Origin of the sequence: Actinacidiphila sp. DG2A-62 (assembly GCF_035825295.1) — a bacterium.
Lineage (GTDB): Bacteria > Actinomycetota > Actinomycetes > Streptomycetales > Streptomycetaceae > Actinacidiphila.
In genome coordinates, this window is sequence record NZ_JAYMGI010000002.1 from 789314 (window position 1) to 812792 (window position 23479).

Genomic DNA, 23479 nt, shown 5'->3' on the forward strand with positions numbered 1-23479 from the left:
CCTCGGACGAGGGATGGCGCTGATGCAACCGTGTTCACACAGGCACTCGGCGCCTAGCAGATGTGCTCCGCCGACGCGTTCTCGTTCTTGAGCGTCGAGTTCAGATTGGCGTTGGTGTTGACTCCGATGGTCTGGTAAGCCCCGGAGTAGTAGCTGTTGTAGTAGATGCGCACCGCGCAGGTGCTGCCGTTGTTGACCGAAGCCGCGTTGTTCTTGACGGCCTGCCCCGAGCCGTTCGTCCATCCGTCGAGGGGCTCGAAGACGTAGATGTAGTTGTTGATGTCGAGCCCGCCGTTGTAGGTCGTCGAGTAGCCGGCGAAGTTCGGAATGTCCTTCGCGAACGGAAAGGCCGCGCCCTCTTCGTTCGAGTTGTAGCGCATCGTGGTGCCGTAGTAGACGCAGTCCTGCGTCCCGAGCCCGTCGCATTCGTTGGACAGGTAGTACGTGTGGACGCCGGAGGCTGCGGCTCCTGGCGCGACGGCGAAGCCGCCCGCGGTGATCGCCATGAGCGAGACCAGCGAAAAGAGTGCACGCCTGGCGTTTCGAGTGGAACGCATGTCCATCCTTCGGTGAAGTGTGAGATGTGCTCGGCCGCCCTCGCGACTCGTCGCGGACGTGTCGGCGCCTTTTACCGGGAACTGCCGGAATCGATTCACCCATGACTCGCACCACCCCCATTGCGCCCCACACCCCCAAGAGCGAGGTCCCCGGATCCCACGACGGCATGTCGGCGTGATGATTCACCAGAGATCAACACAGCGTCAAGACCCGACTCCCCCGTCTCCGTCTGCGCACCCGTCGGTTGGGCGATGGGATCTGACCACGTCGCGCGCCGCGTGTCAACGACTTTCTTTTGGCCGCCGCGTTACGCGGTACCACCGTGGATGTAACCGGAAAGCACAAAGATGCCGCCAGCGACACAAGGTCACAATTTGGCGGGGTATGCCCGATTCGAAGCACGCATATGAGTCAAGCGCCGGTAAAAAGTCGCGCCGACGCCAAAAAGAGTCAACCGGAAGCGATTATTCACCTTTGCAGAGTGCAAGGTTGTTGCCGGGCCGCGCACGGGGCGCGTCCTTGGGAGGGGGACGGCGTGAGCCGGCGCGTCCGAGATGCCCGCCCGCAGACGCACCCGCACCCGCGGCTCCCGTTACTCCCGGGGGAGTAATCCGCGCCCCCCGCCACCCCGGGCAGTACCCGCAGGCTCCCCCTCGCGTCCGACGCGAACGGCTCCCCGTGCCGGAAGGCTGACAGGCGTCGATAGTCGCCGTAGCGAGGGAGAACTGCTCATGACGGTCGGGAAGACGGCCACGAGAGGCGTGGCGCGCGGGCGGGCTGTGCCCTGGGCGCTGCTCGGGCTATGGGTGGCCGCGCTGGTGCTGGTCCTCCCGTTCGCGGCGAAGCTCGGAGGGGTGCAGCACGACCGGGCCACCGACTACCTGCCCTCCAGCGCCGACTCGACCCAGGTGGCCCGGATACAGGACGCGCTGCCCGGCGGCGAGAGCACCGAGATGGTGATCGTGTACCACCGCGGCGGCGGGCTGAGCGCCGCCGACCGGCGGGTGGCGGCCGGGCAGGTCGAGGAGATCGCCAGAGCGCACGCGCTGGTCGGCGGAGTGCCCGAGGGGGTCGCGTCGCACGACGGCACGACCCTGATGTACCCCGTCGTCAGCAACGAGCCCGGGAGCGACGAGAAGCTACGGGACGCGCTCGTCGAGGACGTCCGGAGCATCGCCCGCGACCAGGGCGGGCTGAGCGTCGACGTGGGCGGCACCGCGGCGCTCAGCACCGACGCCGGGAAGGTCTACAACTCGCTCGGCGGCCCGCTGCTCTACACCACCGTCGCCGTCGTCGCCCTCCTGCTGATCCTGATCTACCGCAGCCCGGTGCTGTGGCTCGTGCCGCTCGTCGTCGCCGGCGTCGCCGACGCCACGTCGATGGGTGTCGCTTACGGGCTCAACCAGGCCTTCGGAACCACCGTCACGGGCCAGAGCTCCGGCGTGATGACGATCCTCGTGTTCGGCGCCGGCACCGACTACGCGCTGCTCCTCGTCTCCCGCTACCGGGAGGAGCTGCGGCGCATCGAGCGCCCGTACGAGGCCATGGTCGCCGCCCTGCGCGGCTGCGGGCCCGCCGTGCTCGCCTCCTCCGGCACCGTCGCCGCCGGGCTGCTGTGCCTGCTCGCCGCCGACCTCAACAGCAGCCGCGGCATGGGCCCGCTCGGCACAGCCGGCGTGCTGTGCGCGCTGATCGCGATGCTGACGCTGCTCCCCGCGCTCCTCGTACTGCTCGGGCGGCGGGTCTTCTGGCCGCTGGTGCCGGTCTACGGCAGCGAACCGAAACAGCGGCGGAGCCTCTTCGCGGCGATGGGCGACTCCGCCGGACGCAGGCCGCTGACCGTGCTGGCGACCGGAGCCGTCCTGCTCGGCGCACTCGCCCTCGGCACGCTCAACCTGCCGGGAGCGGTCAAGCAGGAGGACTCCTTCGTCACCAGGCCGGAGGCCGTCACCGCCATGGAGACCCTCGCCAAAGCCTTTCCCGACCGCGGCACCCAGCCCATCGACGTGATCACCCCGGCGGACCGCGTCGACCGCACCCTCGCCGCGATCCGGGACACCCGCGGCGTCGAGAGCGCCGAGAAGGGCCGCGCCGCAGACGGCTGGGCCGAGATCTCCGTCATCGCGAAGGACGCGCCCCAGTCGGCGGGAGAGACGGCCACCATCACGACCCTGCGCGGCGAGCTGAAGGGCTCGTACGTCGGCGGGGACAGCGCCGAGCAGATCGACCTGGAGAACACCAACAGCCGGGACACGAAGATCGTCGTACCCCTGGTCCTCGTCTCGGTGCTGCTCATCCTGCTGGTCCTGCTGCGCAGCCTCGTCGCGCCGCTCGTCCTGGTGGCCGCCGTGGTCGCGGTCTGGGGTGCGGCCCTCGGGATCGGCGGCCTGGCCTTCGGGCCGGTCCTCGGCCTCAAGGGAACCGATCCGGGGCTCCCGCTGCTGTCCTTCGTCTTCCTCGTCGCGCTCGGCGTCGACTACGGCATCTTCCTCATGCACCGGATGCGGGAGGAGTCCCTGGCCGGCGCGGAACCGGGCGCCGCCGCGCTCACCGCCCTGCGGAGCACGGGCGCCGTCATCGCCTCGGCCGGGCTGGTCCTCGCCGCGACCTTCGCCGTGCTGATGAACATGGGGCTCGTGCAACTCGTCGAACTCGGCTTCGTGATCGCCGTCGGCGTGCTCCTCGACACCTTCCTCGTACGGACGTATCTGGTGACCAGTGCCAGCGTCGCCCTGCGCCGGAGGATGTGGTGGCCGGGCAGCCTCTCCCGCGAACCCGCGCCCGGCGCCGCGCCGTCCGAACCGACGGAGCCGCCGCACCGTCCGGAACAGGTCGGCGCGCCCTGACCCACCGGGCCCACCGCAGCCGACCGGGCGCCTCTCCCGCCTTCTGCCGGAGGGGCGCCCCCCGTGACGGAGGATGGAGCCGTGCACGATCGGGAAGCGATTTCAGCCGCAGCGGACCTGGGCACCACCGCCGTGCGGGGTGACGCGCGGCCCCGCCGGATCGAACGCGTCATGGCGGTCGTCAACCGGGACCCGCTCACCGCTCCGCACCGCACCCGCAACGACGCGCTCCTCGCCGTCGGCGTCGCCGTGCTGGCCGTCGTCCTCGCGCTGTTCGTCGACGTCGACGACGGGCTCCCGCTCGGTCCGGCCGGCTGGGCCCTGCTGGCCGGCGCCCATGTGCCGCTGGTGTGGCGGCGCAGCCGTCCGCTGCTCGTGCTGCTCGTGGTGGCGTGCTGCGTCACCCCGTACCACGCCCTCGACTACAACCACGCCGTACCGATCCCCGCGACCCTCCTGGCGCTACACGGTCGCGGCGACCGGCACGGTGCGCCGCTCGCTGCTCACCGCTGTCGTCGTCATCGGCCCGACGCTGGTCATCAACAGCTTCACCAATCCCGACGGGGCACTGGAGCTCCTGCGGATCTCCGGCTGGATCATCGCGGTCCTGTTCTTCGGTGTCGACGCCCGCTTCTACCGCCAGTACGTCGCCTCCATCGTCGAGCGGGCCGAGCGGGCCGAACGGACCCGCGAGGAGGAGGCGCGGCGCCGGGTCGCCGAGGAGCGGCTGCGCATCGCCCGCGACCTGCACGACCTGCTCGCGCACAGCATCACCCTGATCGGTGTGCGGACGTCCGTGGCGGCGCACGTCCTCACCGCGGACCCGGACCGGCTCGACCGCGAGGCGGTCGCCCAGGCGCTCGACGACATCGCGGAGACCTGTCGGACGGCCCGGGGCGAGCTGCGTACGACGCTGGAGGTGCTGCGGGCCGACGACGCGGGCGGGAGTGTCGCAGGGGAACGGGAGCGGGAACGGGAGCGGTCTGCCGGGCCCGGCGCCGGCGCGGGTTCCGGTTCCGGGCTCGGCTCTCCGGACGAGCGCGGGCCGCTGCCCGGACTCGACGGGCTGGGCGCGCTCGCGGCGGCGGCCCGGGCGGCCGGGGCCACGATCGACCTGTCCGTCGACGCCGACGGCGTACCGCCCTCGGTGGGCGCCGCCGCCTACCGGATCGTGCAGGAGGCGCTCACCAACGCCGTACGCCACGGGGGCCGCGACGACCTGACCGTCCGGGTGGGGGTGCGGGCGGCGGGGGGACTCCTGCGGGTGACCGTCACCGACGACGGGCACGGCCGGGCGGCGGGCCACGGGGCGAGCGGCACGGTGCACGACCGGGTGGGGCGCGGGCAGGGCGGCGTCGGCGGAGCGCCGGGGTTCGGGCTCGTCGGAATGCGCGAGCGGGCCCGCAGCGTGGGCGGCACACTGGACGCCGGACCGGGCCCCGCCGTGGGCTTCGAAGTGACCGCCGTACTGCCGCTGCACCGGGAGGAGCCCTCGTGACCGTCCCGACGCCGATCCGCGTCCTGCTCGCCGACGACCAGACGCTCGTACGGGCTTCGTTGGCGATGCTCGTCGCGTCCGCCGGGGACATGGAGGTCGTCGCCGAGGCGGGCACCGGGCGGCAGGCGGTGGACCTGGCCCGTTCCGCGCGGGCCGACCTCGTCGTGATGGACATCCGCATGCCCGACCTGGACGGCATCGAGGCGACCCGGCTCATCGCCGCCGACGAGGACCTGGCGGGCGTGAAGGTCCTCGTCCTGACCACGTACGACACCGACGAGCACATCGTCGACGCGCTGCGGGCCGGGGCGTCCGGCTTCCTGGTGAAGGACATCAGGCCGACCGACCTCCTCGACGCCATCAGGACCGTGGCCGCCGGGGACTCCCTGCTCTCGCCGGGACCCACCTCGCGGCTCATCGCCCGTTTTCTGCGCGTCCCCGACACGCCGACACCGGCGGTGGGCGGCCCGGACGGGCTGTCCGAGCGGGAGCGGCAGGTGCTCACCCTGGTCGCGCGCGGGTTGAACAACACCGAGATCGCCGAGGCGCTGGGGCTCAGCCCGCTCACCGCGAAGACCCATGTCAGCCGGATCATGGGCAAGTTGGGGGCACGCGACCGGGCGCAGCTGGTGATAGCGGCCTACGAGTCGGGGCTCGTGACGCCGGGGACGGTCTGAGCGCCGCCGCCCAGCCGCGTCCCCGCGTGTCGTCCCGCTCTACCCGCTGTCGCCCGACGCCTTGCCCGCCACGGCGGCGGCCGCGCGGACGAAGCCGGCCAGGGCAGGGGAGGTGGCGTGCTCGGGCCAGGCGAGGACGAGGGTGGTGGGCTCGGCGTCATCGACCGGGACGGCGACCAGGTCGTCGCGGAGCTGTCCGCGGATCGAGGAGGGGAGGACGGCGACCATGCGGCGCAGAGCGATGAGGTGGAGGAGCTGCCCGAGGTCGTGGACCTCGGGTCCGGGTGAGCCGCCCTCGGACGCGCCCGGCCAGCGCGGCAGCGGCTCCCCGGCGAGGTCGTCCAGGCGGACCCGGGTACGGCCGGCGAGGCGATGCGAACGCGGCACCACGAGAAGTTGCGTCTCGGTCAGGAGGTCCTGGGTGTCCAGGCCGGTGAGGTCGTGGCGGGGGCGGTGGAGCAGGGCGGCGTCGGCACGCCCCTCCCGCAGGAGGACCTCACGCTCGCCGAAGCTGCACACCAGCTCGACCGGCAGCGCACCCGGCTCGGCCTGATAGGCGTCGAGGATCGCGGGCAGCAGGCCACCGTCGCCGCCCGGCTTGATGACCAGGACCAGACGCGGGTCGGCGCGGCCGGCCCGCCGGGTGCGGCGTGCCGCGGCCGACGCGGCGTCGAGCACCGTACGGCTCTCGCGGAGCAGGACGGCCCCCGCCTCGGTCAGTGCGACCCGGCGGCTGCCACGCTCCAACAGGGCTACGCCCAGCCGTCGTTCGAGCTGCCGGATGGCACGGGACAGCGGCGGTTGGGCCATCCCCAGTCGGGCGGCCGCCCGGCCGAAGTGCAGTTCTTCGGCGACAGCGGTGAAGTAGACGAGCTCGCGGACCTCCAGTCTTTCCATACCCGTACGGTATCGCTGGGTACCTGGTCGGTGTTGGAACTCCCGGCCGCCCTCGTGATGGGCTGGACGCATGACAGAAACCACGACTGCCCTGGTCACCGGCGCCAACAAGGGCATCGGGCGCGAGGTCGCAGCCCGGCTGGCCTCGCTCGGCACGAACGTCCTGCTGGGCTCGCGCGACCCGCACCGCGGTGCGGCAGCCGCGGCCGACCTGGGCCCGCGGGTGCACCCGGTCACCCTGGACGTCACCGACCGCGCCGGCGTCCTGTCCGCCGCCCGCTGGATCGAGGAGCGCTTCGGCCGGCTGGACATTCTGGTCAACAACGCCGGCGTCTCCGGCGACCTCGCCGCCCAGAACCCTGTCAGTGTCGAACTTTCCGCTGTACGCGAGGTGTTCGAGACCAACGTGTTCGGCGTGATCACCGTGACCACTGCGATGCTGCCGCTGCTCGCCCGCTCCCCCGCCGCCCGGATCGTCAATGTCAGCAGTGGACTGGGCTCCCTCGCCCGGATGACCGATCCCGAGGACTACTTCACCACCCGGCCCCCGTTGGCCGCGTACGTCCCGTCCAAGACCGCGCTCAACTCGCTGACCGTGCAGTACGCCAAGGCACTGCGCAGCCGCAACATCCTGGTCAACGCCGCCGATCCGGGGCCGTGTGCGACCGACTTCACCACCGCCTTCCCCGGCCTCACCCGCACCGCGGCCGACGGCGCGACCGTGGTTGTCCGCCTCGCCACGCTGCCCGACGACGGGCCGACCGGCGGCTTCTTCGACGAGCACGGCTCGGTTCCCTGGTGAGCTGCCTGTCAGGGAACCGAGGAACGGACCGTCAGGCGGCCTTGCCCTCCTGACCGAGAGCCCGCGGAACGACGTCCGCGGGCTCGACGACAGGGTCACCCCCTGCCGCGTGGTGGACGAGACCATCTGCCACTGCCACGCCGTCGACACGTTTTCCCGGCTACGGCGGCGGCGCAGGTGCGGCTGCTGAGAGGATCGCGTCCCGTGGCAACCGTTCCTTGGAGTACTCACACCGTCGACCTGCGGTCCGACAGCGTCATCAAGAGGTTCCGGCCCGAGGACAGTGGCAAGTGCGAGCGTGAGTGGCGTGCGCTGACCTTGCTGTCCGCGCACGCTCCCGGCTTGGCCCCGGTCCCTCAGAGCGTGGATCTCGCGGCAGAAGAGCCGGTGGTGGTGATGTCGCGCCTGCCGGGTGAGCCGTTGCGGGGAGAATCGCTCAGCGATCAACAGCTCAAAGCTCTGGCCGCGGCGGTGAACGAGCTGCATGCGGCTGTTCCGGCGGATGTTCTGGCCGAGGTTCCCGTCCGGCCTGGCCGGCAGCATCGGCTCATCGCCCGGATCCGCTCCTGGACGCCACACCTTCGACCGCGGATCAGCGACGCGATCGGGGAGGCGATGGACCAGGGTCTCACGTGGCTCGCCCGTTCAGGCATGGAGCACGTCGGCAGACCGGACGTCCCGATGGCCTTCGGCCCCGGGGACGGCAACCTCGCCAACTACCTGTGGGACGGCACTCGCGTGCGCGTCGTCGACTTCGAGGACTCCGGTCTCAGCGACCGGCCTTTCGAGCTGGCGGAGATCACGGAACACGTGGCCAGCTGGGTAGGCCCGCCGCTCGACGTCGAGACGTTCCTGGACCTGTTCGACCTGGACTCTGCCGAACGTGTGCGGTTGCTGGAATGTCGCAGACTGTTGGCGCTCGTGTGGTTGTTCCTCCTGTCCTTCGACGACCCCCGGCGTCCTCGCAACCCGCCGGGGACGGCCGAGCGGCAAGCCGTCCGGCTTTCCACCCTTCTCGCTTGAGATCCCGCGCCCGGTCGGCCTTCCCGTGACCCGGTGGGGGCGCTCCGACGCGGGAACGCAGATCCCGGAGATCGCACGGCGCCCCGTGACGGGGACACCGCGCTCGGGCGGAGCTTCGACGACGGGACCGACCTGTCCGGCGGGCAGTGGCAGAAGCTCGCCGTCGCCCGCGCCATGATGCGCACCGACCCGCGGCTGCTCCTGCTCGACGAGCCGACGGCGGCCATCGACCCGGCCGCCGAACAGGCGCTGCTGGACCGGTACGCCGCCGCCGCGCGGGCCATCGGCATGGCCACCGGCGCGGTCACCCTGCTCGTCTCGCACCGGCTCGGCACCATGCGCGACACCGACCTGATCGTGGTGCTCCGCGAGGGCCGGATCGCCGAGGCCGGCACGCACCGCGAACTCCTCGCACGCGACGGCTCGTACGCACAGCTCCACGCACTGCAACGCCAGGCGTACCGGTGAGCGGCGGGCCCGGCGGCCCGGTCCCGCGACCTGGTGCCCCGGCCACGTCCGCGGATCACGGGGTACCCGTCCGAAAGGGCGGATGGATGCGGCGCCCGAAGCCGGGCAGATGTGTCCGTACGACGAGACCAGCAGGAGGCTGTCGTGTCCGAACCCGCACTCGCCGCCCCCTACCGGGTCGAGGCCGTCGCCGCGGACGGCCAGTGGCACCTGACGGTACGCAGCCTGGACGACCATCCCGACCGGGGCGAAGTGGACGCCGTGGTGGTGACCGTGACGCCGGACCAGCGAAGCGACGGCCTGCCCGCGCGGGCTCTCGACGACATGCTGGGCCGGTGCGGTTTCGCCCGGGACGGCGCCTGGGAACGGCGCAGGGAGCAGGGGGACCACGGGGATCGTCAGGGGGACGAGGGAGCCGCGGAGCGGTGGAGCGCCCCCTGCCGGCAGTCGAACACCTGGAGCGCTCCGTCAGTCCCCGCAACGCCACCAGGTGCGGCTCACGACACGTCCGCGGACTGACGTGTCCTGACACGTCCTGACGCGTTCTGACGCGTTCTGACGTGTGCCCGCCGACGCAACCGCCGTCGGAGCCGCCCGTGAGGGGCCGGCTCCGACGGCGGCTTCGTCACACGGAGTGCGAGGCGCTCGGGCGGCGCCGGACGATCGCCCGGACGGCCCGGTCCCGCACCAGTGCGATGGCGATCACCACGGCGGCGGCCAGCAGGGAGAAGAGCACCTGCTTGCGGCCGTCGTGGTCGGTGAGCATGTACACCAGCACGAAGAGGATCATCGCGATGGTGGCCCACGTCAGGTAGGGGAACAGCCACATCCGCACGACGAGCTTCTCCGGGTCGTCGCGGAGGATCATCCGGCGCATCCTCAACTGAGTGCAGCAGATGACCAGCCAGATGAACAGGGCCACCGCCCCCGAGGAGTTCAGCAGGAAGGCGAAGACGCTGTCCGGCCACTTGTAGTTGAAGAACACCGCGAGGAACCCGAAGGCCACCGAGGAGAGGATCGCCACCTGCGGGACGCCACGCGCGCTCGTCCGCGCGAACGACTTCGGGGCGTCGCCGCGCCCGCCCAGCGAGAACGCCATCCGGGAAGCGGTGTAGAGACCGGAGTTGAGGCAGGACAGCACCGCCGTGAGCACCACGACGTTCATCACCTGCCCGGCGTGCGGGATCCCGACCGAGTCCAGCGCCGCGACGTAACTGCCCTGCTGGACGATCGACTTGTCGTTCCACGGCAACAGCGTGACGACCACGAAGATCGAGCCGATGTAGAAGACCGCGATGCGCCAGATGACGCTGTTGGTGGCCCGGCTGACGGCCCTGCGCGGGTCGGCGGACTCGCCGGCGGCGAGCGTGACGATCTCGCTGCCCATGAAGGAGAAGACGACCATGAGGATGCCGGTCAGGATCGCGCCGGGACCGTTCGGCAGGAAGCCGCCGTGGGACGTCAGGTTGGACAGCCCCGCCGATCCGTGCCCGGAGCCCGCGCCGTCACTGTGCAGCACCCCGCACAGCGCCAGCACGCCGACCACGATGAACGCGGCGATCGCCACCACCTTGATGCCGGCGAACCAGAACTCGAACTCGCCGTAGGAGGCGACCGAGGCCAGGTTCGACACGGTGAGCACGGCCATCACGATCAGCGCCCAGCCCCACTGCGGCACCGCCGGCATCCAGCCGTGCAGGATCGTCGCGCCCGCGGTCGCCTCGACAGCGAGCACGACGACCCAGAAGAACCAGTAGAGCCAGCCGATGGAGAACCCCGCCCAGCGCCCGAGCCCCTGGTCCGCGTACGCGGAGAACGAGCCCGACGTCGGGTAGGCCGCCGCCATCTCGCCGAGCATCCGCATCACCAGCACGACCATCGCGCCGACCAGAGCGTACGAGACCAGGATGGCCGGACCGGCGGCGGCGATGCCCGAACCGGAGCCGACGAACAGGCCGGCGCCGATCACGCCGCCGATCGCGATCATCGACAGGTGCCGGCTCTTGAGCCCGACCCGCAGGCCGCCGGAGACGGACTCCCCGGCGCCGGCGGATTCGAGGCCGGCGGCTTCGAGAGCGGAGCCCGGGGAACCCGGGGAGCCTGGTTCGGGACCGGAAGCATCGGTCGTCTGCTGTGTGCTCATGGGGGTCCTCAGCGATCGGTGGGGGACGGTGGGGGAACGCCTGTGTCAGGCCGGTCCGGGGCACGGCCGGCTGCCGGGAGCGGAACGGGCCGGTGGCGGGGAACGCGTCCCCGGTCCTCGCGGCGGACCGGAGGCGGACGGGGCGGATCGGGGCCCACCGGGCGCGGCAGTCGAGCCCCGCACCAGACGTGCCGTGGCGTCCCACCAGCACCAGCCGACGCGAGACTTCCAGCACTTTCGTGCTCACGTCAACGGCGGCCTCGTCCTACGGCGACGACCGCGGCCGTGGACGATCCGTGGCGACCAGAGGCATGTCCGGTTGCGCGTGCGACGCGAGGACATGCGCCCAGGTCAGACCCCCGCTCGCCCGAAACGGACGGCTCCGCTCCCCCACCACCCGCCCTCCGCCGCCCGTTTCGGCGGTGAGAAGATCGTCAGCCGACCGCAGCGCACGAGGGCAGGCCACGTCGGCGAGGTCGCCGTGCCCGCCCTGTTGCGCCCGGTCCACTGTTCGGCCGTCGCCGACGCACCAGTTCTTCGGTGGTCGCGACGGCCGGTGGCCGAGCGGCTCGACCACGCCGGCCGCCGGCACCTGTTAGGTGACGGCGGCCGGTGTCTGGGTCAGCGGTGCGAGCAGTCCATAGGTCCGCACGGTGGCGCCGAAGGCCCCCCGCGCAGCCGGGCGGGGCGCCCGCCGCGCCCATCCGGGTCACGAGGGCAGCAGGCGCAGCAGCTAGGGGCAGCGGCGTTCGAGGAGCGTCGTCACGCCGTACTCCCCGCCGGAGGCGACGACCGCCGCCCCGCGGAACCGTGGCGCCCGGTCAGGTGGCGTAGGTGCACTGGCTCCCGAGCAGCCACCCCTCGTCGACGGTGACCGTGGGGCAGGTGGCCACCGCGTTGACGAAGTAGTAGTGCAGGGGCGGATTGACGAACGTCGCGGTGACGTTCAGCTTGGCCACGGTGATGACGTAGGGGGCGCCGGTGTCGGTGAAGGCGCAGCCGGATGAGACCCACAGTTTTCCGTCGAGGATGCCTCTGAAGGGGCTGGTGGTGTAGCCCTCGGCGCACGAGGCGGTCGTACTCGCCTGCGCGACGGGGGCGTTGACGGCCAGGGCGGCGGAGCAGGCCACGGCGGCGGCCGCGGCGGCCAGCGCGCGGCGTGCGGAGCGGAGCGTCACAGGGTCTCCCGGGGGGCGTCGGGTCACAGGCTCGGCAAGTGTGGCGTACCCGCGCCCCCGCGCGGAAGACGGCCTCGACCAGGCCCCACACCAACCGCCCGTCACGGCGGGGCCGTTGCAGGTGACAGGACCGGCTGGTCGTTCACAGGCGCCCCCTGCCAGGACCGGTCAGTCCAGCGCCTGGTGCAGTCGCACGATCAGGCCCGACGGGGGGTTGCGCATCTCGACCAGGTCGCACAACTGGTGCATCATCCAAATGCCTCGGCCGCCGGCCGGGACAGCGGATCGGGACGGCGGCGGCCGACGAGCGCGTCGGTGAGCTGTCCGCGGTCCGTCACCTCGGCGATCAGGGTGCTGGTCGTGCGCCACAGCCGCAGGACGCCCTGTCCTCCGCCGTGCCGCACCGAATTGCCGGTGGCCTCGTTGACGGCCAGCACCCAGTCGGTGTGTCGACGCGGGGACAGGCCGGCCGTCCGTCCCCAGCGCCCTGCCGTGTCACGGACATCGGCGAGGTCCTGCTCCCTGAAGTGCAGGACGAGTGGGTCCGCCGGCTCGTCCAGGGGCTCGTCGCAGTCGCGGCAGACCGTCAGCGGGTCCTCGTAGCGCGGGCTGTGCCGGAAGCCGTCGGGGTCTCCGACAACAGGGTGGGTGCGGTGCGCCTCCGCCAGTACCCGCTCCGGCAGGGCGGTGTCGTAGGGGCACAGGATCGTGACGGGGCGGCCGTCGAACGCGAGGTTGATCAGCGCCTCGTGACGAGTCGCCTCGCGCACCTCCGCCGCGCTGCGCCCGACCCAGATCGGTTCGCCCACGACGGATGGGCGTCGGTCCCGGTACCGGTCGGCGAAATGCTGCAGCAGCGACAGGATGCGTCCGGGGTTGCGTCCGGCCTCCCGCATGTCGACGAAGGTGACGTCCTCGTGTCCGGTGTCGGCGGCGTCCCGGAGCAGTTGCAGACGTGTATCGGGAACGGCGACCAGGACAGGGCGCCCGGCGGCCACCCCCGCGCGGACGAATGCCGCGACGCCCCGCAGGTAGTCCTCATCGGTGGTGTAGAAGAGGGCGGGGTGATGGAAGGAGGGGGCGCTCCGGTCCTCGGCCGATGTCGGTGTGTAGGTCGTCACTGGCCAACTCCTTGGAGGGCGGCCCGCAGCTCGGGGAAGAGCTCCAGCATGCGGTCGAGCGCGGGCGGCGCTCCGACGAGTCGCAGCGCCGATCCCGGCACGCGCCGCCGCGCGGCGTGGGCGATGTCGGCGAGTGCGGAGACGTCCAGATGGTCGAGGCCGGACAGGTCCAGAGTGACCTGTTCCGCCGTGGACGCGGCGAGTGCGGCTGACGCCGCGGCAACCACGCGGCGACTTTCGTAGCCCGCGGAGCCGGACAGCCGGAAGCCGGGCTGTCCGGCCAGAGGCGCGACCGAGAGCCCACGCCGACTGCCGGAGCTGCCGGAGCCGGACGCGGCGCCCTTCCGCGTCAGATGGGCGCCCGCCAGCACGTCGAGGACCTGGGGCGCCAGCAGACGCCGGTCGTAGAGACACCAGGCGGTCAGCGGCAACTGCTCGAAGACCTCGTGGTGGATCCGCAGTTCGTACTCCAGCAGGCGCTCCGCGCCGGTTATGTCCCGGGTGGCCCAGGACATCTCGCCGATCACCCGCAAGCTCCTGTACCCGTCCCCCACGGCGCTCTCGACGGCGCGGTGCCACAGTCCGATCACGGTGTCGGGGTCGAACCGGCCTCCGGCCAGGTAGGTCTCACCTGCGGTGGTCACCACGAACTGCCCTCGCCGGACCGCGGAATCCGAATCCACGCCACGCTCGGCGAGCGTACGGATCACGAAACCGGGGTCGGTGGCATCCGCGACGTACTGCACCTGCTCGCCCCTTTCGAGGCCCGCACAAACGAAGGGCACGAGGAGAGCGGCCCACTCCTCGTCGGTGGAGTACTCCACCGCGACATGCCGCTCCGCTGCGGCGTCGCAGTCGGCCGATCCGCTGTGCCGCATCAGCCTTCCTTCTGGTCGCGCGTGGTTCAGCCACCCGCCGATGGGGCTGCTACCACCTTATCCATTGCTGAGCTCCGCGGGCAGCTGATCTGCTGCTCGACGAGGCAGAACTCTCCGAGTGCCCCGGCCTCCCGGGGCCGTCGCCCGGGCAGACGTGTACGGACCGTGCCCGAGTGGCGCACTGTCTGTGCCCGGAAGGCGGCGGGGCGCTGAGGAGGAGGTCGGCGGTGCGCCAGCCGGGGTGGGAGGATGGGGGCATGGACATTCGCGCGCGGAACAATGTGACGGTGCTCGGCCGGGCCGGGCGGCCGGTGGTGGTGCTGGCGCATGGGTTCGGCTGCGATCAGAACATGTGGCGGTTGGCGGTGCCGGCGCTGGCCGACGACTACCAGGTGGTCCTGTTCGACTACGTCGGCTGCGGTGGTTCGGATTTGTCGGCGTTCAGGCAGGAGCGGTACGGGTCGCTCGAGGGCTATGCCCGGGATGTGGTAGAGGTCTGTGACGAGCTCGACGTGCGGGATGCGGTGTTCGTCGGGCATTCGGTCAGCGCGATGGTGGGCGTGCTGGCGGCGCGGATGGCGCCGCAGCGAATCGGTGCCCTGGTGATGGTGGCGCCTTCGCCCCGGTACATCGACGACGACGGCTACCGGGGCGGTTTCAGCGCACAGGACATCGATGAGCTGTTGGTGTCGCTGGAGTCGAACTACCTGGGTTGGTCGGCGGTAATGGCCCCGGTGATCATGGGGAATCCGGAGCGTCCGGAGCTGGGGCAGGAACTGACCAACAGCTTCTGCGCCACCGATCCCGACATCGCGGCGGTCTTCGCCCGCACCACGTTTCTGTCCGACAGCCGCGAGGACCTTGCACACGTGACAGTGCCCACTTTGATCCTGGAGTGCGCCCAGGACGCGATCGCCCCCCGCCAGGTCGGCGCATACGTACATGCCGCGATCCCCTCGTCACGGCTGGTCACCCTCGACGCCACCGGTCACTGCCCGCAGCTGAGCGCGCCGGAGGCCACCAACAAGGCGATCGTCGAGTTCCTGGCGGCGCTGCGGTGATGGACCGCGCCGGCGACGGGGTCGGTGACCCGGCCGGTACGAACGCCGCGTTCGCGGCCCTGCTGGAAGACAACGCCGAGGACCTGTACGAATCAGCCCCCTGCGGCTACTTGTCGACGCTCATGGACGGCACCATAGCCAAGATCAACACCACGTTGTTGGACTGGCTGGATCTGCGGCGCCAGGCTGTGGTGGGCCGTCTGCGCTTCCCGGATCTGCTGACCATCGGGGGAAAGCTCTATCACGAGACACACTTCGCGCCGCTGCTGCGCATGCAGGGCGAACTGCGCGGCATCGCACTGGAGATGAAGGCCGCTGACGGGCGCCGACTGCCGGTGCTGGTCTCTTCCGTGGTCAAACACGGCAGCAAAGGCGAGTCGCTGCTGATTCGCACAACCGTCTTCGACGCATCCGACCGCCGCGCCTACGAGCAGGAGCTGCTGCGCCGCCGCAAGGAAGCCGAACAGGCCCGCGCCGAGGCGGAGGCGGCGCGCCGTCAGGCAGAGGAGGATCGGGCAAGGCTGGCCGACGCCCTCACCGCGCTGCAGCAGTCCCTCGTGCCGTCCTCGCTACCCGCCGTACCGGGGGTGGAGACAGCTGCCCACTATCACACCGCCTCTCCCGACCAGCTGGGAGGTGACTTCTACGACCTGTTCCCGCTTGCCGACGGGCGATGGGCGTTCTTCCTCGGCGACGTCAGCGGCAAAGGGCCCCAAGCAGCGTCCGTGACCTCGCTGACCCGCTACGCCCTGCGTGCCGCAGCCATCCACGACCCCGACCCGACCGCCGCGCTAACCACTTTGAACACCGTCCTGCACGAGCGCTACGCACGCGGCGGTGACCCCCGCTTCTGCACCGCCATCTTCGGCGTCCTCGACACCACCCGCCGCGACCACGCCACCGTACGCCTGGCCTCCGGCGGACACCCCCCGGCGCTGGTCGTGCGGGCCGACGGCCACGCCCACTACCTCCCCACCCCCGGGGGGCTCCTGGTCGGCGCCCTACCCACCGCGGGCTTCACCACCGCGCACACCACTCTCCGTCCCGGTGACATGTTGCTGCTCTACACCGACGGCCTCACCGAGGCCCGCACCGGCCCCACCCGCCGGCACCTGTTCGGCCACGACGCCCTGCACGCCTTTGCCACCGACCACGCACCCGCCACGCCCCAGGGCATGATCGCCTCCCTGACCGGCCTGCTGGAAAGCTTCGACGACGGACTCGACGACGACACCGCCCTGCTCGCCATCGGCCTTTCCCCGGCCCCCGCCATCACGAGCACGAGAGCGAATCCGCCGCTATGAGTCCGCTGACCGTCACCCGCCGCAGCACCGCGACCGGCCTGTGCTGACCGCATGCGACCTCGGATCTCCAGGAGCTGTTCGCCGAGCACGGTCGGAGAGCTGAGTGCCAGCCATGATCCACTGGGTGACGCCCTGGGCGGACTCCTCGTTGATCCAGCGTGAAGGACCAGCAAACCACTCCAGACCGTGCGAACCAGGCGAAGGCGCCGTCCTCTCTCACGGACGTCGCCCGGCCCTATGGGGCAGCGCCGGCACGAGTGGCGCTGCGCTTCCGGCTGGAGGCCGTGCTCGCCTACAGGCTGGGGGTCGGCTCCGCGCCGCTGCGCAGCACGCGGCCGTGCTGAAGCGCCCCTACGGCCCGGCTAGGTTCGGTCCCTGGCCGACTCGTATGCTGCGGCCATGACCGAGACCCGAAACCCGACACCGCATGAGGCTTTCGAGCTGCTGCTGGCCGGCAACCAGCGCTTCGTCGCCGGTACCCCCGAGCACCCGAACCAGGACGCTGCCCGCCGCGCCGAGACCGCTCCGTCCCAGCAGCCCTTCGCGGTGCTGTTCGGATGTTCGGACTCCCGGCTGGCCGCCGAGATCGTCTTCGATCGCGGCCTGGGCGACCTGTTCGTCGTGCGCACCGCCGGCCACGTCATGGGCCCGGAGGTGCTGGGCAGCATCGAGTACGGCGTGGACCTGCTGAACTGCCCGCTGGTGGTGGTTCTCGGCCACGACTCGTGCGGCGCGGTCAGCGCGGCGTGCGCGGCACTGGATGAGGGCCTGGCGCCCGCCGGATACATCCGCGACGTCGTCGAACGGGTCACCCCTCACGTGCTGGCCGCACGCACCGCCGGACGCCTCCAGCCCGAAGAGATCCTCACCGAGCACGTCGGCCGCACCGTCGACATGCTCCTGGACCGCTCCCGGATCCTGGCCGACAGAGTCACTGCGGGCCGGACCGCCGTCGTCGGCCTGTGCTACCGCCTCAGCGACGGTACTGCCCAGGTCGTCGCCGCCCGCGGCCTCGAAACGGCAATCGCCCCCGCCTCCTGATCCTGCGGTCGCCCGGGTGCAGAGCGCCGGGCCCATGGCCGGTCACCCGGCCGTCCAGGGCCCCGCGGCCCGGCGCAGACGATCGACGATCGCCAGCCCGATACCGTTATACCCGACAGGCGCGCGGCGACGAGGTCGCGCCCCTGCCGGTCGAGCTCGCGCAGGTACTCATACAGCACAGGCCTCCGCCCCCCACCGGGTGCCGAGGAACCCGGGTCCGGCACAGGAAGCACTGACCGCCAGCTGGCAGAGCAGCAGGAACGGCCTGTGCCAATAGCGCGCCAAGTCCGAGCCCCCTGCCGTGCTCAGACCACGACGAGCCAATCGGCGGAACACCTGAAGGCCAGAATGGATGGCCTCGAAGCTGTGGGCAGATCACAGGTCGTGGTCGTGGCCTACGCGTACGGCATGGTCAGCCCCGGCTGACTCAAGGACTGAACCCCAGGGTCCCACGGGCCGCTTTCCGCACGGGCGGCTGTACGGTGTTGAACGGGCAACGCAAGCCGTCCCGCTTGGAGCGGTACAGGGTGGGAGAATTGCTCGGGTGAGGGAACCGGGCAAGGACATCGAGGCGGCAGCCGGGGTACTGCGCTCCGGCGGGCTGGTCGCGCTGCCGACGGAGACAGTTTACGGGCTGGGTGCGAACGCGGAGGATGCCACTGCGGTGCGGCGGGTTTTCCAGGTCAAGGGGCGCCCGCCGTCCCACCCGCTGATCGTGCACCTCGCGAGCGCAGGGCAGTTGGGTGAGTGGGTCGAGGAGGTGCCGGACACGGCTCGTGTGCTGGCCGACCGGTTCTGGCCGGGGCCGTTGACCTTGGTGTTGCCGCGCGGTCGCCGGGTGCCGTTGGAGGCGACGGGCGGTCTGGAGACGGTGGCCGTGCGGGTGCCTGACCATCCGGTGGCACTTGCGTTGCTGGCAGCGTTCGGCGGGGGTGTGGCGGCGCCGTCGGCCAACCGTTTCGGCTCGGTCAGTCCGACCACCGCCGACCACGTCCGGGCGGAACTCGGTGATGCCGTTGACTTCATCCTCGACGGTGGTCCCTGCCAGGTCGGTGTCGAGTCGACCATCGTCGATGCCAGGGGCGGGGTTCCGAGCATCCTCCGGCCCGGCGGGGTGACGCGCGAGGCGCTCGAAGACGTGGTGGGGTCAAAGGTCGCGGTGACGGCCGAGGCGGCCGGCGGTGTCCGGGCCCCCGGCCAGCACCCGTCGCACTACGCCCCGCGGGCACGGGTGGTCCTGGTGGAGCCGGAGCAGGTTGCCGCGCAGGCGCACGTGGCCCAGGAGCAGGGGCACCGGGTGGGCGTTCTTCTCCCACCACTCGTTGCCGCTGGTGTCGTGGTGAAGGCTGACGCGGTAGTGGAGGTTCCCGCTTCGATGGGCGCCTTCGCCCGCGGGTTGTATGAGTACCTGCGCGAGTTCGACCGGCAGGGGTGCGACCTCGTCGTCGCGTCCCTGCCGGCGCGGGACGGTCTTGGACTGGCGATCGTCGATCGTCTGCGCCGGGCCGCGGGGCCCCGGACGGCCGGGTGACCGGCAGCAAGCCCGGAGGCGATCGGCATCCAGGGTGGTTTCGGGGCCAGGAGGCGGTAGGCAGTTCTGCTTGACAGGCCCGCAACAGGTCCCACAGGCAGGTCCGCGCCCGTGTCGATCACGCCTTCGCCCGCATGAAGACCTGGAAGATTCTCCGCGACTGCCGCCTCGGAGACGACGGCGTCCACCACGCCATGCTCAACATCGCCCGGATGCACGACCTCCGCCTCGCGGATAGGCGAGCGGTCGGGCCGGTCACCGAGCACGTCCGCGTCGGGCAGAGCTTATGCACGGGACGGGGCTTCGGTGCGGCGCTCGCAACGAACCCGGGCGCAAGGGGGTGGCGGTCGGCTCGAGCCCGGCGGGCGAGCCGCGCACCAACGCGCGCCGCTCCCCGAGATGCCCGGTCCGCAGTCCTTCCGCTCCCCTCCTCTACCAGCATGAACAGGGGCACAGAGGGGATGTCAGCGTGCCGGAGCGGCCCGGTGGACATCACTACCGCAGGTCAGACGCGAGCTGCGAGGCGACCTTGACGAAACGGTGCGCGCAGTCCGTTGTTCAGTCCGCTGCGTAGTCCCTTGCTCCGGCAGCCTCCCCCGTCGGCGGCCGGGCCCCCGCGCACCCAGGCAGGGTCATGGACTGCCGGGCCGGGCGGTGTGATCGCGGTGGTGGCGGGTGCGGCGGGCCTCTTTCAGCTCGGCCTCGTAGAGGTGCCGACGGCCTCTGGCCAGGTCTTGGCGGATCTGCTGCTCCAGTGTGGTGAAGGGACGGTAGTACGTGGCGTCGTACGCTTCGATGATTTGAAAGGTCCAGTGGCCGGGGATGACGTTGCGTCCGAGGATCTCCCGTTCCACCTGATCGGCGTATTTGTCGTGCCCAGCCTCGCGCAAAAGCCGGACCGCCTCGTCCAGCTCGAAATCGGCGCCACCGGTCAGCTGGTGGAATTCGTGAAGAGCGCCGCGGGCACGCTCGGTGGTCTCCAGCGCCTTCGACAGCGCGCCGAGCGCCTCGACGGTTTCGTCGCTCATCCCGGCGGGGCGCTGATGTGCCCGGTCCGGGCCGTCGTCTTCATCGCTCATTACTTTCACCTGCCCGCCCGCGCCTACCGGAGCGGTCCAGTCGTCCACCGCCTGCTGGACCCACTGCACACCAACGGCAGCGGCGCGCAACACGACCTTCGCCTGCACCTCGCGCAGACACCCACCGCCGCTCGTCGGGAGCGCAGCCGAACAAGGTCCGGCTCCCGGTATGCCCTCGACCCGGCCTCCGACATGAGCCCGGGGGCTTGCAGAACGCATGCCCACCGCGGTGCCGCTCGCCGCAGGGGCCCCCGCAGCAAGCGGCGGACACGTCGTGGGGGGCGGAGGCCCCGGAGACACCGCCGTGCCTCCCATGGCTTCGGCTCACTGGTTGCCCGGTCAGTCCTCGTACTTTGCCAGCGCCAGGCCGAGGCCAAAGAATGTGGGCGCCCATTCCCCGACGAAAATTCCCCACCGGTCGGCACGCGCCAGGCCCTTTTCCTCCGCCTGGAGAGATCCGGCCCACGACAGGACCGTCAGGCCGATCGATGCGAATGCGGCGGTGTAGCAGTGCTCACTGCGCAGACCCTTGTCATGCAGCGTCTTGACAACCATGGGTGACCTCCTCGGTTTGGAACTCCAGCCTTGCCCGCGCCGGCCGTCAAAGCGCGCGATGGGCGTCCAGACGAGTGACGGATCAGTCCGGCCCGGGCCGCGCCGCGCACAGTTGCCCGCCGGGTCACACAACTGTCATGGTCCCCGCGCCGGGCGCGATCACCACCTCTTGGCCATGCCGCCAGGGCACCACCCAAGCGGGGCTGCGGCGCTCGGCGGCGCTCAGGAAGTCGGACAGCGGCGACTTCATCACGGTGTAGTCGTCGTAATGCACCGGCAGCACGTGATGTGGCCGCAGCATCCCGGCGAGCGCGGCTCCGCGCTCGCCATCCAGGGTGACGGTGAAGCCGCCCGGCAGCCGGGTGCCGCCCAGGTGCAGCACGCCCACGTCGAGGACCGGAAACCGGCGGGCGATCTCGCGCAGCCCGCCGAAGAGCATGGTGTCGCCCGAGACGTACACGCGTACCCGCACTGGGCCGTCCGCAGGGCCGAATTCCAACAGGCTGCCCATGACGGGGGGCAGCAGCAGCCGCAGCGGGCCGTGGCCGGCGTGCCGGGCGGGCAGGGCGGTCAGCCGCACCTGGTGCCGTCCGCGGGTGAGTGTGTGCTCCTGCCAGTCCCGCAGCCCCGCGGCCCGGTGGAAACCGTGCAGCAGGTGCAGCCGGCGGGCCGCGTGCGGAGTGGTGAGGACCGGCAGCGAGCGGTCCAGTTCGCGCCGCGCCGTCCGGTCCCAGTGGTCCCCGTGAAGGTGCGATAGCAACACGGCGTCCAGGGCGGGCAGTTCCCTGACCGACAGCACCGGTTCGGTCAGCCGCCGCGAGAACAGTCCGTAGCCCAGGTAGGCGTACTGGCCGCGGTGCAGGAAGTTCGGGTCGGTCAGCAGAGTGAGTGCGCCGTACCTGATCAGCAGGGTCGCGTTTCCGATGAAGCGGATTCGGACCGCTGGATCGTCTCCGGTGCTGGTGCCGGAACCGTTGCCGCCGTCAGTGCCGTCGGACATCGTGCCTCCTCGCGGTGGCGGGGTCGCTCCCGCCGCAGCAAATGCCGCTGCGGCTCAGCCGCCGCCATGTGCCGGACGCCGGGCCCGCCGCGGCGTCGCCCCGGTGCGACGGCACCCGCCTGCCGCAGGACGGTCATGGCCGACGGGGGTAAGGTCATGTCCCTGCCCGGGCCCGCGGGCCAGCGGCCCGGCGCCACGCGGCGAGCCATCCGGCTTCCAGCGCCGCATCGAGCAGGTAGGTGGGCGAAATTCGGCCCTTGGGCACATAGAGCAGGTCGATGGCCAGCAGCGTCAGGGCGGTGCCCGTCCCGGTCACGCGGGCCTGTGCAGTATCTTCGGGGTTGCGCGCGGCCAGGAGCTGCGCGACCCCCGCGGAGGTCAGCAGCCCACCTGTGGTCATCTGCAGCCACTCGTCAGTCTTCGAGCCGAAGACCCACTCAAAGCTCCTGCGGTGCACCAGCGGCCACAGTCCGCCGACGAGGTTGAACACGCCCTGACCGACGGCCACCTGTACGGCGGCCCCGGTCTTCCGCTTCCCGTGCCGGTCCGGTCCGCCGCCGGACCGTCCGCGGCGCCAGGTCCTGCCCGCGACGCCGAGCGCGAGGGCCGCGGCGCCCAGGGCCGGCGGGACGAGCCTTCGGTACGCCGGTTCCCCGGTGGAGCCGGACGAGGCGTCGCGGAGCCGGTCGAAGGGGCTCAGTGGGATGCCCAGAAGGGCGTTGCCCGGCGGGCGCCGCGGCACGGCCGGATGCGGGTGGGTGGGCGCCGTGCGGCGTACCCCCTCCCAGGCGGCACCGATCTCGCGCAGCCGGCGCGTGTCCAGGCCGTCGCGCAGGCGCGGCAGCAGCAGGTCCTCCTCGTCGCGGATGTCCTGTCGGATCAGTGCGCAGGCCCGCTGCATCCAGGCCCGGCGCCGCGGGTCGGCATCGCCGGCCTTCTCGATACGGGCGACCAGGTCGTTGATGGCCTGGTGCTCCTGCTCGACCCGCTCGGTGAGCTTCTCGCCGTCCGGTGCGAGCCGTCGCAGCACCGGCCACAGGACCGTCTCCTCCGCGAAGGCATGGGTGAAAACCAGCTGCACCAGGCTCTTCCACGCCTCCCGACTCGGAGCGCTGTCCGGGGCATCGGAGAGACAGGCGGTCATCAAGGTGTCGATATCGGCGTGGTCACGGCGCTGCCGGACCAGGATGCTGTCCGGCCCGCCGAGTTCCTCGACACTCTGCTCGCTGATGGAGACGGTCATGATGTTTCCTCCTCCGGGCGAACGCCCTTCTGGCCGGCCGCCAGCTCATGCGGGGTGTGTGCGTCCGGCTCGATCATGGTGGTGCCCTTTCGCGTACGGGGACCCGCCGCGGTTCTCCGCCTCGGCCCCGGGCCTACCCCGTCGGTGGTGGGTGATGCGGCTGCTCATGGACGCCTGTCCCGCTGCCGGGTCCCGGGCCCGCTCGCCGCGTGGCCGGCGAGTGCGGCCGGCTCACGGTCCGGGGTCCGGCGGCCAGTCGTCAGGCCGCGTCGGCTCGTCCGTCCGGCGCTGGTCCAGCCAGAGGTGGACGGCCGCCTCGATCGCCTCCTGCCCGGCCAGTACGGTGCCGGCCTCGGGTGCCCGCCTGTCTATGCGGATCAGGCGCGCGCACAAACCGGCGTCGGAGCAGCGCCAGGTACGGATGAGCAGGGAGGCCGTGCGGTCCTCGTCGGACGCGCCGGGGCCTGGGGTGTCGGGGCCGAATGCGTGTGCGCTCATGATTCCGTCCTGGGTTGTGGCGTCACCGCGGTGTCGCTGTTGCCGTCGGGCCGACCGGCCCGAGGGCGGTACGGCCGC

Annotated in this window: 21 protein-coding genes and 2 pseudogenes; 12 read left to right on the forward strand and 11 right to left on the reverse strand. The window is 71.4% G+C overall.

Annotation, left to right across the window (positions count from 1 at the left end; all coding sequences use genetic code 11):
- Positions 1–53 precede the first annotated feature (53 nt).
- The gene (locus VSR01_RS03825; RefSeq protein WP_326447874.1) at positions 54–557 is read right to left on the reverse strand and encodes a hypothetical protein; all 504 of its coding nucleotides are present in this window, start codon (positions 555–557) and stop codon (positions 54–56) included.
- A 732-nt stretch (positions 558–1289) separates the two neighbouring features.
- Between VSR01_RS03825 and VSR01_RS03830 the strand changes: the two genes are divergently transcribed.
- The 3 genes and pseudogenes from VSR01_RS03830 (at position 1290) to VSR01_RS03840 (ending at position 5579) form a co-directional block, all read left to right on the forward strand.
- The gene (locus VSR01_RS03830; protein ID WP_326447875.1) at positions 1290–3404 is read left to right on the forward strand and encodes an MMPL family transporter; all 2115 of its coding nucleotides are present in this window, start codon (positions 1290–1292) and stop codon (positions 3402–3404) included.
- 171 nt (positions 3405–3575) lie between these two features.
- Positions 3576–4902, forward strand: a pseudogene (locus VSR01_RS03835) (sensor histidine kinase).
- A gap of 65 nt (positions 4903–4967) precedes the next feature.
- Positions 4968–5579 carry a response regulator gene (locus VSR01_RS03840; protein WP_442785641.1) on the forward strand — a complete coding sequence of 204 codons (612 nt, stop codon included), beginning with the start codon at positions 4968–4970 and terminating at the stop codon, positions 5577–5579.
- Between the two features lie 39 nt (positions 5580–5618).
- Here VSR01_RS03840 and VSR01_RS03845 read toward each other — a convergent pair whose 3' ends face one another.
- Positions 5619–6476, reverse strand: coding sequence for a LysR family transcriptional regulator (locus VSR01_RS03845; protein WP_326447877.1), 858 nt, complete (start codon positions 6474–6476; stop codon positions 5619–5621).
- Between the two features lie 70 nt (positions 6477–6546).
- On the opposite strand from VSR01_RS03845, the gene VSR01_RS03850 reads away from it, so the two are divergent.
- From VSR01_RS03850 to VSR01_RS03865, 4 genes are all read left to right on the forward strand, one after another.
- Positions 6547–7278: an SDR family oxidoreductase gene (locus VSR01_RS03850; RefSeq protein WP_326447878.1), complete on the forward strand. Its 732-nt coding sequence runs from the start codon at positions 6547–6549 to the stop codon at positions 7276–7278.
- A 204-nt stretch (positions 7279–7482) separates the two neighbouring features.
- Positions 7483–8301: a phosphotransferase family protein gene (locus VSR01_RS03855; protein ID WP_326447879.1), complete on the forward strand. Its 819-nt coding sequence runs from the start codon at positions 7483–7485 to the stop codon at positions 8299–8301.
- 33 nt (positions 8302–8334) lie between these two features.
- A complete protein-coding gene (locus VSR01_RS03860) occupies positions 8335–8769 on the forward strand; it encodes an ATP-binding cassette domain-containing protein (protein WP_326447880.1) in 435 nt (144 codons plus the stop codon).
- A gap of 144 nt (positions 8770–8913) precedes the next feature.
- On the forward strand, positions 8914–9288 hold the full coding sequence (locus tag VSR01_RS03865) for a hypothetical protein (protein ID WP_326447881.1): 375 nt from the start codon (positions 8914–8916) through the stop codon (positions 9286–9288).
- A gap of 106 nt (positions 9289–9394) precedes the next feature.
- Here VSR01_RS03865 and VSR01_RS03870 read toward each other — a convergent pair whose 3' ends face one another.
- The 4 genes from VSR01_RS03870 to VSR01_RS03885 all read right to left on the reverse strand — a co-directional run bounded on the left by VSR01_RS03870 (position 9395) and on the right by VSR01_RS03885 (position 14089).
- The gene (locus VSR01_RS03870; protein WP_326447882.1) at positions 9395–10912 is read right to left on the reverse strand and encodes an amino acid permease; all 1518 of its coding nucleotides are present in this window, start codon (positions 10910–10912) and stop codon (positions 9395–9397) included.
- A gap of 821 nt (positions 10913–11733) precedes the next feature.
- Positions 11734–12090 carry a hypothetical protein gene (locus VSR01_RS03875; protein WP_326447883.1) on the reverse strand — a complete coding sequence of 119 codons (357 nt, stop codon included), beginning with the start codon at positions 12088–12090 and terminating at the stop codon, positions 11734–11736.
- A gap of 248 nt (positions 12091–12338) precedes the next feature.
- Complete coding sequence (locus VSR01_RS03880) at positions 12339–13211, reverse strand: sensor histidine kinase (RefSeq protein ID WP_326447884.1); 873 nt, start codon at positions 13209–13211, stop codon at positions 12339–12341.
- The gene (locus VSR01_RS03885; protein WP_326447885.1) at positions 13208–14089 is read right to left on the reverse strand and encodes an MEDS domain-containing protein; all 882 of its coding nucleotides are present in this window, start codon (positions 14087–14089) and stop codon (positions 13208–13210) included. Before VSR01_RS03885 ends, VSR01_RS03880 begins: the two co-directional genes overlap by 4 nt.
- A 257-nt stretch (positions 14090–14346) precedes the next feature.
- On the opposite strand from VSR01_RS03885, the gene VSR01_RS03890 reads away from it, so the two are divergent.
- The 5 genes and pseudogenes from VSR01_RS03890 to VSR01_RS03910 all read left to right on the forward strand — a co-directional run.
- Positions 14347–15150 (forward strand): alpha/beta fold hydrolase, encoded by an 804-nt coding sequence (locus tag VSR01_RS03890; RefSeq protein ID WP_326447886.1) that lies wholly within the window; start codon positions 14347–14349, stop codon positions 15148–15150.
- On the forward strand, positions 15150–16454 hold the full coding sequence (locus VSR01_RS03895) for a PP2C family protein-serine/threonine phosphatase (protein WP_326447887.1): 1305 nt from the start codon (positions 15150–15152) through the stop codon (positions 16452–16454). The genes VSR01_RS03890 and VSR01_RS03895 overlap by 1 nt, the downstream gene beginning before the upstream one ends.
- A gap of 399 nt (positions 16455–16853) precedes the next feature.
- Complete coding sequence (locus VSR01_RS03900) at positions 16854–17495, forward strand: carbonic anhydrase (protein ID WP_326447888.1); 642 nt, start codon at positions 16854–16856, stop codon at positions 17493–17495.
- Between the two features lie 544 nt (positions 17496–18039).
- Positions 18040–19026: an L-threonylcarbamoyladenylate synthase gene (locus tag VSR01_RS03905; RefSeq protein WP_326447889.1), complete on the forward strand. Its 987-nt coding sequence runs from the start codon at positions 18040–18042 to the stop codon at positions 19024–19026.
- 74 nt (positions 19027–19100) lie between these two features.
- Positions 19101–19259: pseudogene (locus tag VSR01_RS03910) on the forward strand (IS5/IS1182 family transposase); the annotation flags it as partial.
- 399 nt (positions 19260–19658) lie between these two features.
- Here the strand turns inward: VSR01_RS03910 and VSR01_RS03915 are convergent.
- The 5 genes from VSR01_RS03915 to VSR01_RS03935 form a co-directional block, all read right to left on the reverse strand.
- Positions 19659–20105 carry a hypothetical protein gene (locus VSR01_RS03915; protein WP_326453483.1) on the reverse strand — a complete coding sequence of 149 codons (447 nt, stop codon included), beginning with the start codon at positions 20103–20105 and terminating at the stop codon, positions 19659–19661.
- A 339-nt stretch (positions 20106–20444) separates the two neighbouring features.
- A complete protein-coding gene (locus tag VSR01_RS03920) occupies positions 20445–20660 on the reverse strand; it encodes a hypothetical protein (RefSeq protein WP_326447890.1) in 216 nt (71 codons plus the stop codon).
- Between the two features lie 124 nt (positions 20661–20784).
- A complete protein-coding gene (locus VSR01_RS03925) occupies positions 20785–21660 on the reverse strand; it encodes an MBL fold metallo-hydrolase (RefSeq protein WP_326447891.1) in 876 nt (291 codons plus the stop codon).
- A gap of 154 nt (positions 21661–21814) precedes the next feature.
- A complete protein-coding gene (locus tag VSR01_RS03930; protein ID WP_326447892.1) occupies positions 21815–22903 on the reverse strand; it encodes a hemerythrin domain-containing protein in 1089 nt (362 codons plus the stop codon).
- 231 nt (positions 22904–23134) lie between these two features.
- On the reverse strand, positions 23135–23401 hold the full coding sequence (locus VSR01_RS03935; RefSeq protein ID WP_326447893.1) for a hypothetical protein: 267 nt from the start codon (positions 23399–23401) through the stop codon (positions 23135–23137).
- Positions 23402–23479: the final 78 nt, after the last annotated feature.

What these genes read in the sequence shown, in the direction of transcription:
- VSR01_RS03895 (WP_326447887.1), top strand. Translation starts at nt 15,150, where the DNA reads ATGGACCGCGCCGGCGACGGGGTCGGTGACCCGGCCGGTACGAACGCC.
- VSR01_RS03900 (WP_326447888.1), top strand. Translation starts at nt 16,854, where the DNA reads ATGACCGAGACCCGAAACCCGACACCGCATGAGGCTTTCGAGCTGCTG.
- VSR01_RS03885 (WP_326447885.1), bottom strand. Translation starts at nt 14,089, where the DNA reads ATGCGGCACAGCGGATCGGCCGACTGCGACGCCGCAGCGGAGCGGCAT.
- VSR01_RS03870 (WP_326447882.1), bottom strand. Translation starts at nt 10,912, where the DNA reads ATGAGCACACAGCAGACGACCGATGCTTCCGGTCCCGAACCAGGCTCC.
- VSR01_RS03925 (WP_326447891.1), bottom strand. Translation starts at nt 21,660, where the DNA reads ATGTCCGACGGCACTGACGGCGGCAACGGTTCCGGCACCAGCACCGGA.
- VSR01_RS03930 (WP_326447892.1), bottom strand. Translation starts at nt 22,903, where the DNA reads ATGACCGTCTCCATCAGCGAGCAGAGTGTCGAGGAACTCGGCGGGCCG.
- VSR01_RS03825 (WP_326447874.1), bottom strand. Translation starts at nt 557, where the DNA reads ATGCGTTCCACTCGAAACGCCAGGCGTGCACTCTTTTCGCTGGTCTCG.
- VSR01_RS03920 (WP_326447890.1), bottom strand. Translation starts at nt 20,660, where the DNA reads ATGGTTGTCAAGACGCTGCATGACAAGGGTCTGCGCAGTGAGCACTGC.
- VSR01_RS03935 (WP_326447893.1), bottom strand. Translation starts at nt 23,401, where the DNA reads ATGAGCGCACACGCATTCGGCCCCGACACCCCAGGCCCCGGCGCGTCC.
- VSR01_RS03915 (WP_326453483.1), bottom strand. Translation starts at nt 20,105, where the DNA reads ATGAGCGATGAAGACGACGGCCCGGACCGGGCACATCAGCGCCCCGCC.
- VSR01_RS03845 (WP_326447877.1), bottom strand. Translation starts at nt 6,476, where the DNA reads ATGGAAAGACTGGAGGTCCGCGAGCTCGTCTACTTCACCGCTGTCGCC.
- VSR01_RS03890 (WP_326447886.1), top strand. Translation starts at nt 14,347, where the DNA reads ATGGACATTCGCGCGCGGAACAATGTGACGGTGCTCGGCCGGGCCGGG.
- VSR01_RS03830 (WP_326447875.1), top strand. Translation starts at nt 1,290, where the DNA reads ATGACGGTCGGGAAGACGGCCACGAGAGGCGTGGCGCGCGGGCGGGCT.
- VSR01_RS03840 (WP_442785641.1), top strand. Translation starts at nt 4,968, where the DNA reads ATGCTCGTCGCGTCCGCCGGGGACATGGAGGTCGTCGCCGAGGCGGGC.
- VSR01_RS03850 (WP_326447878.1), top strand. Translation starts at nt 6,547, where the DNA reads ATGACAGAAACCACGACTGCCCTGGTCACCGGCGCCAACAAGGGCATC.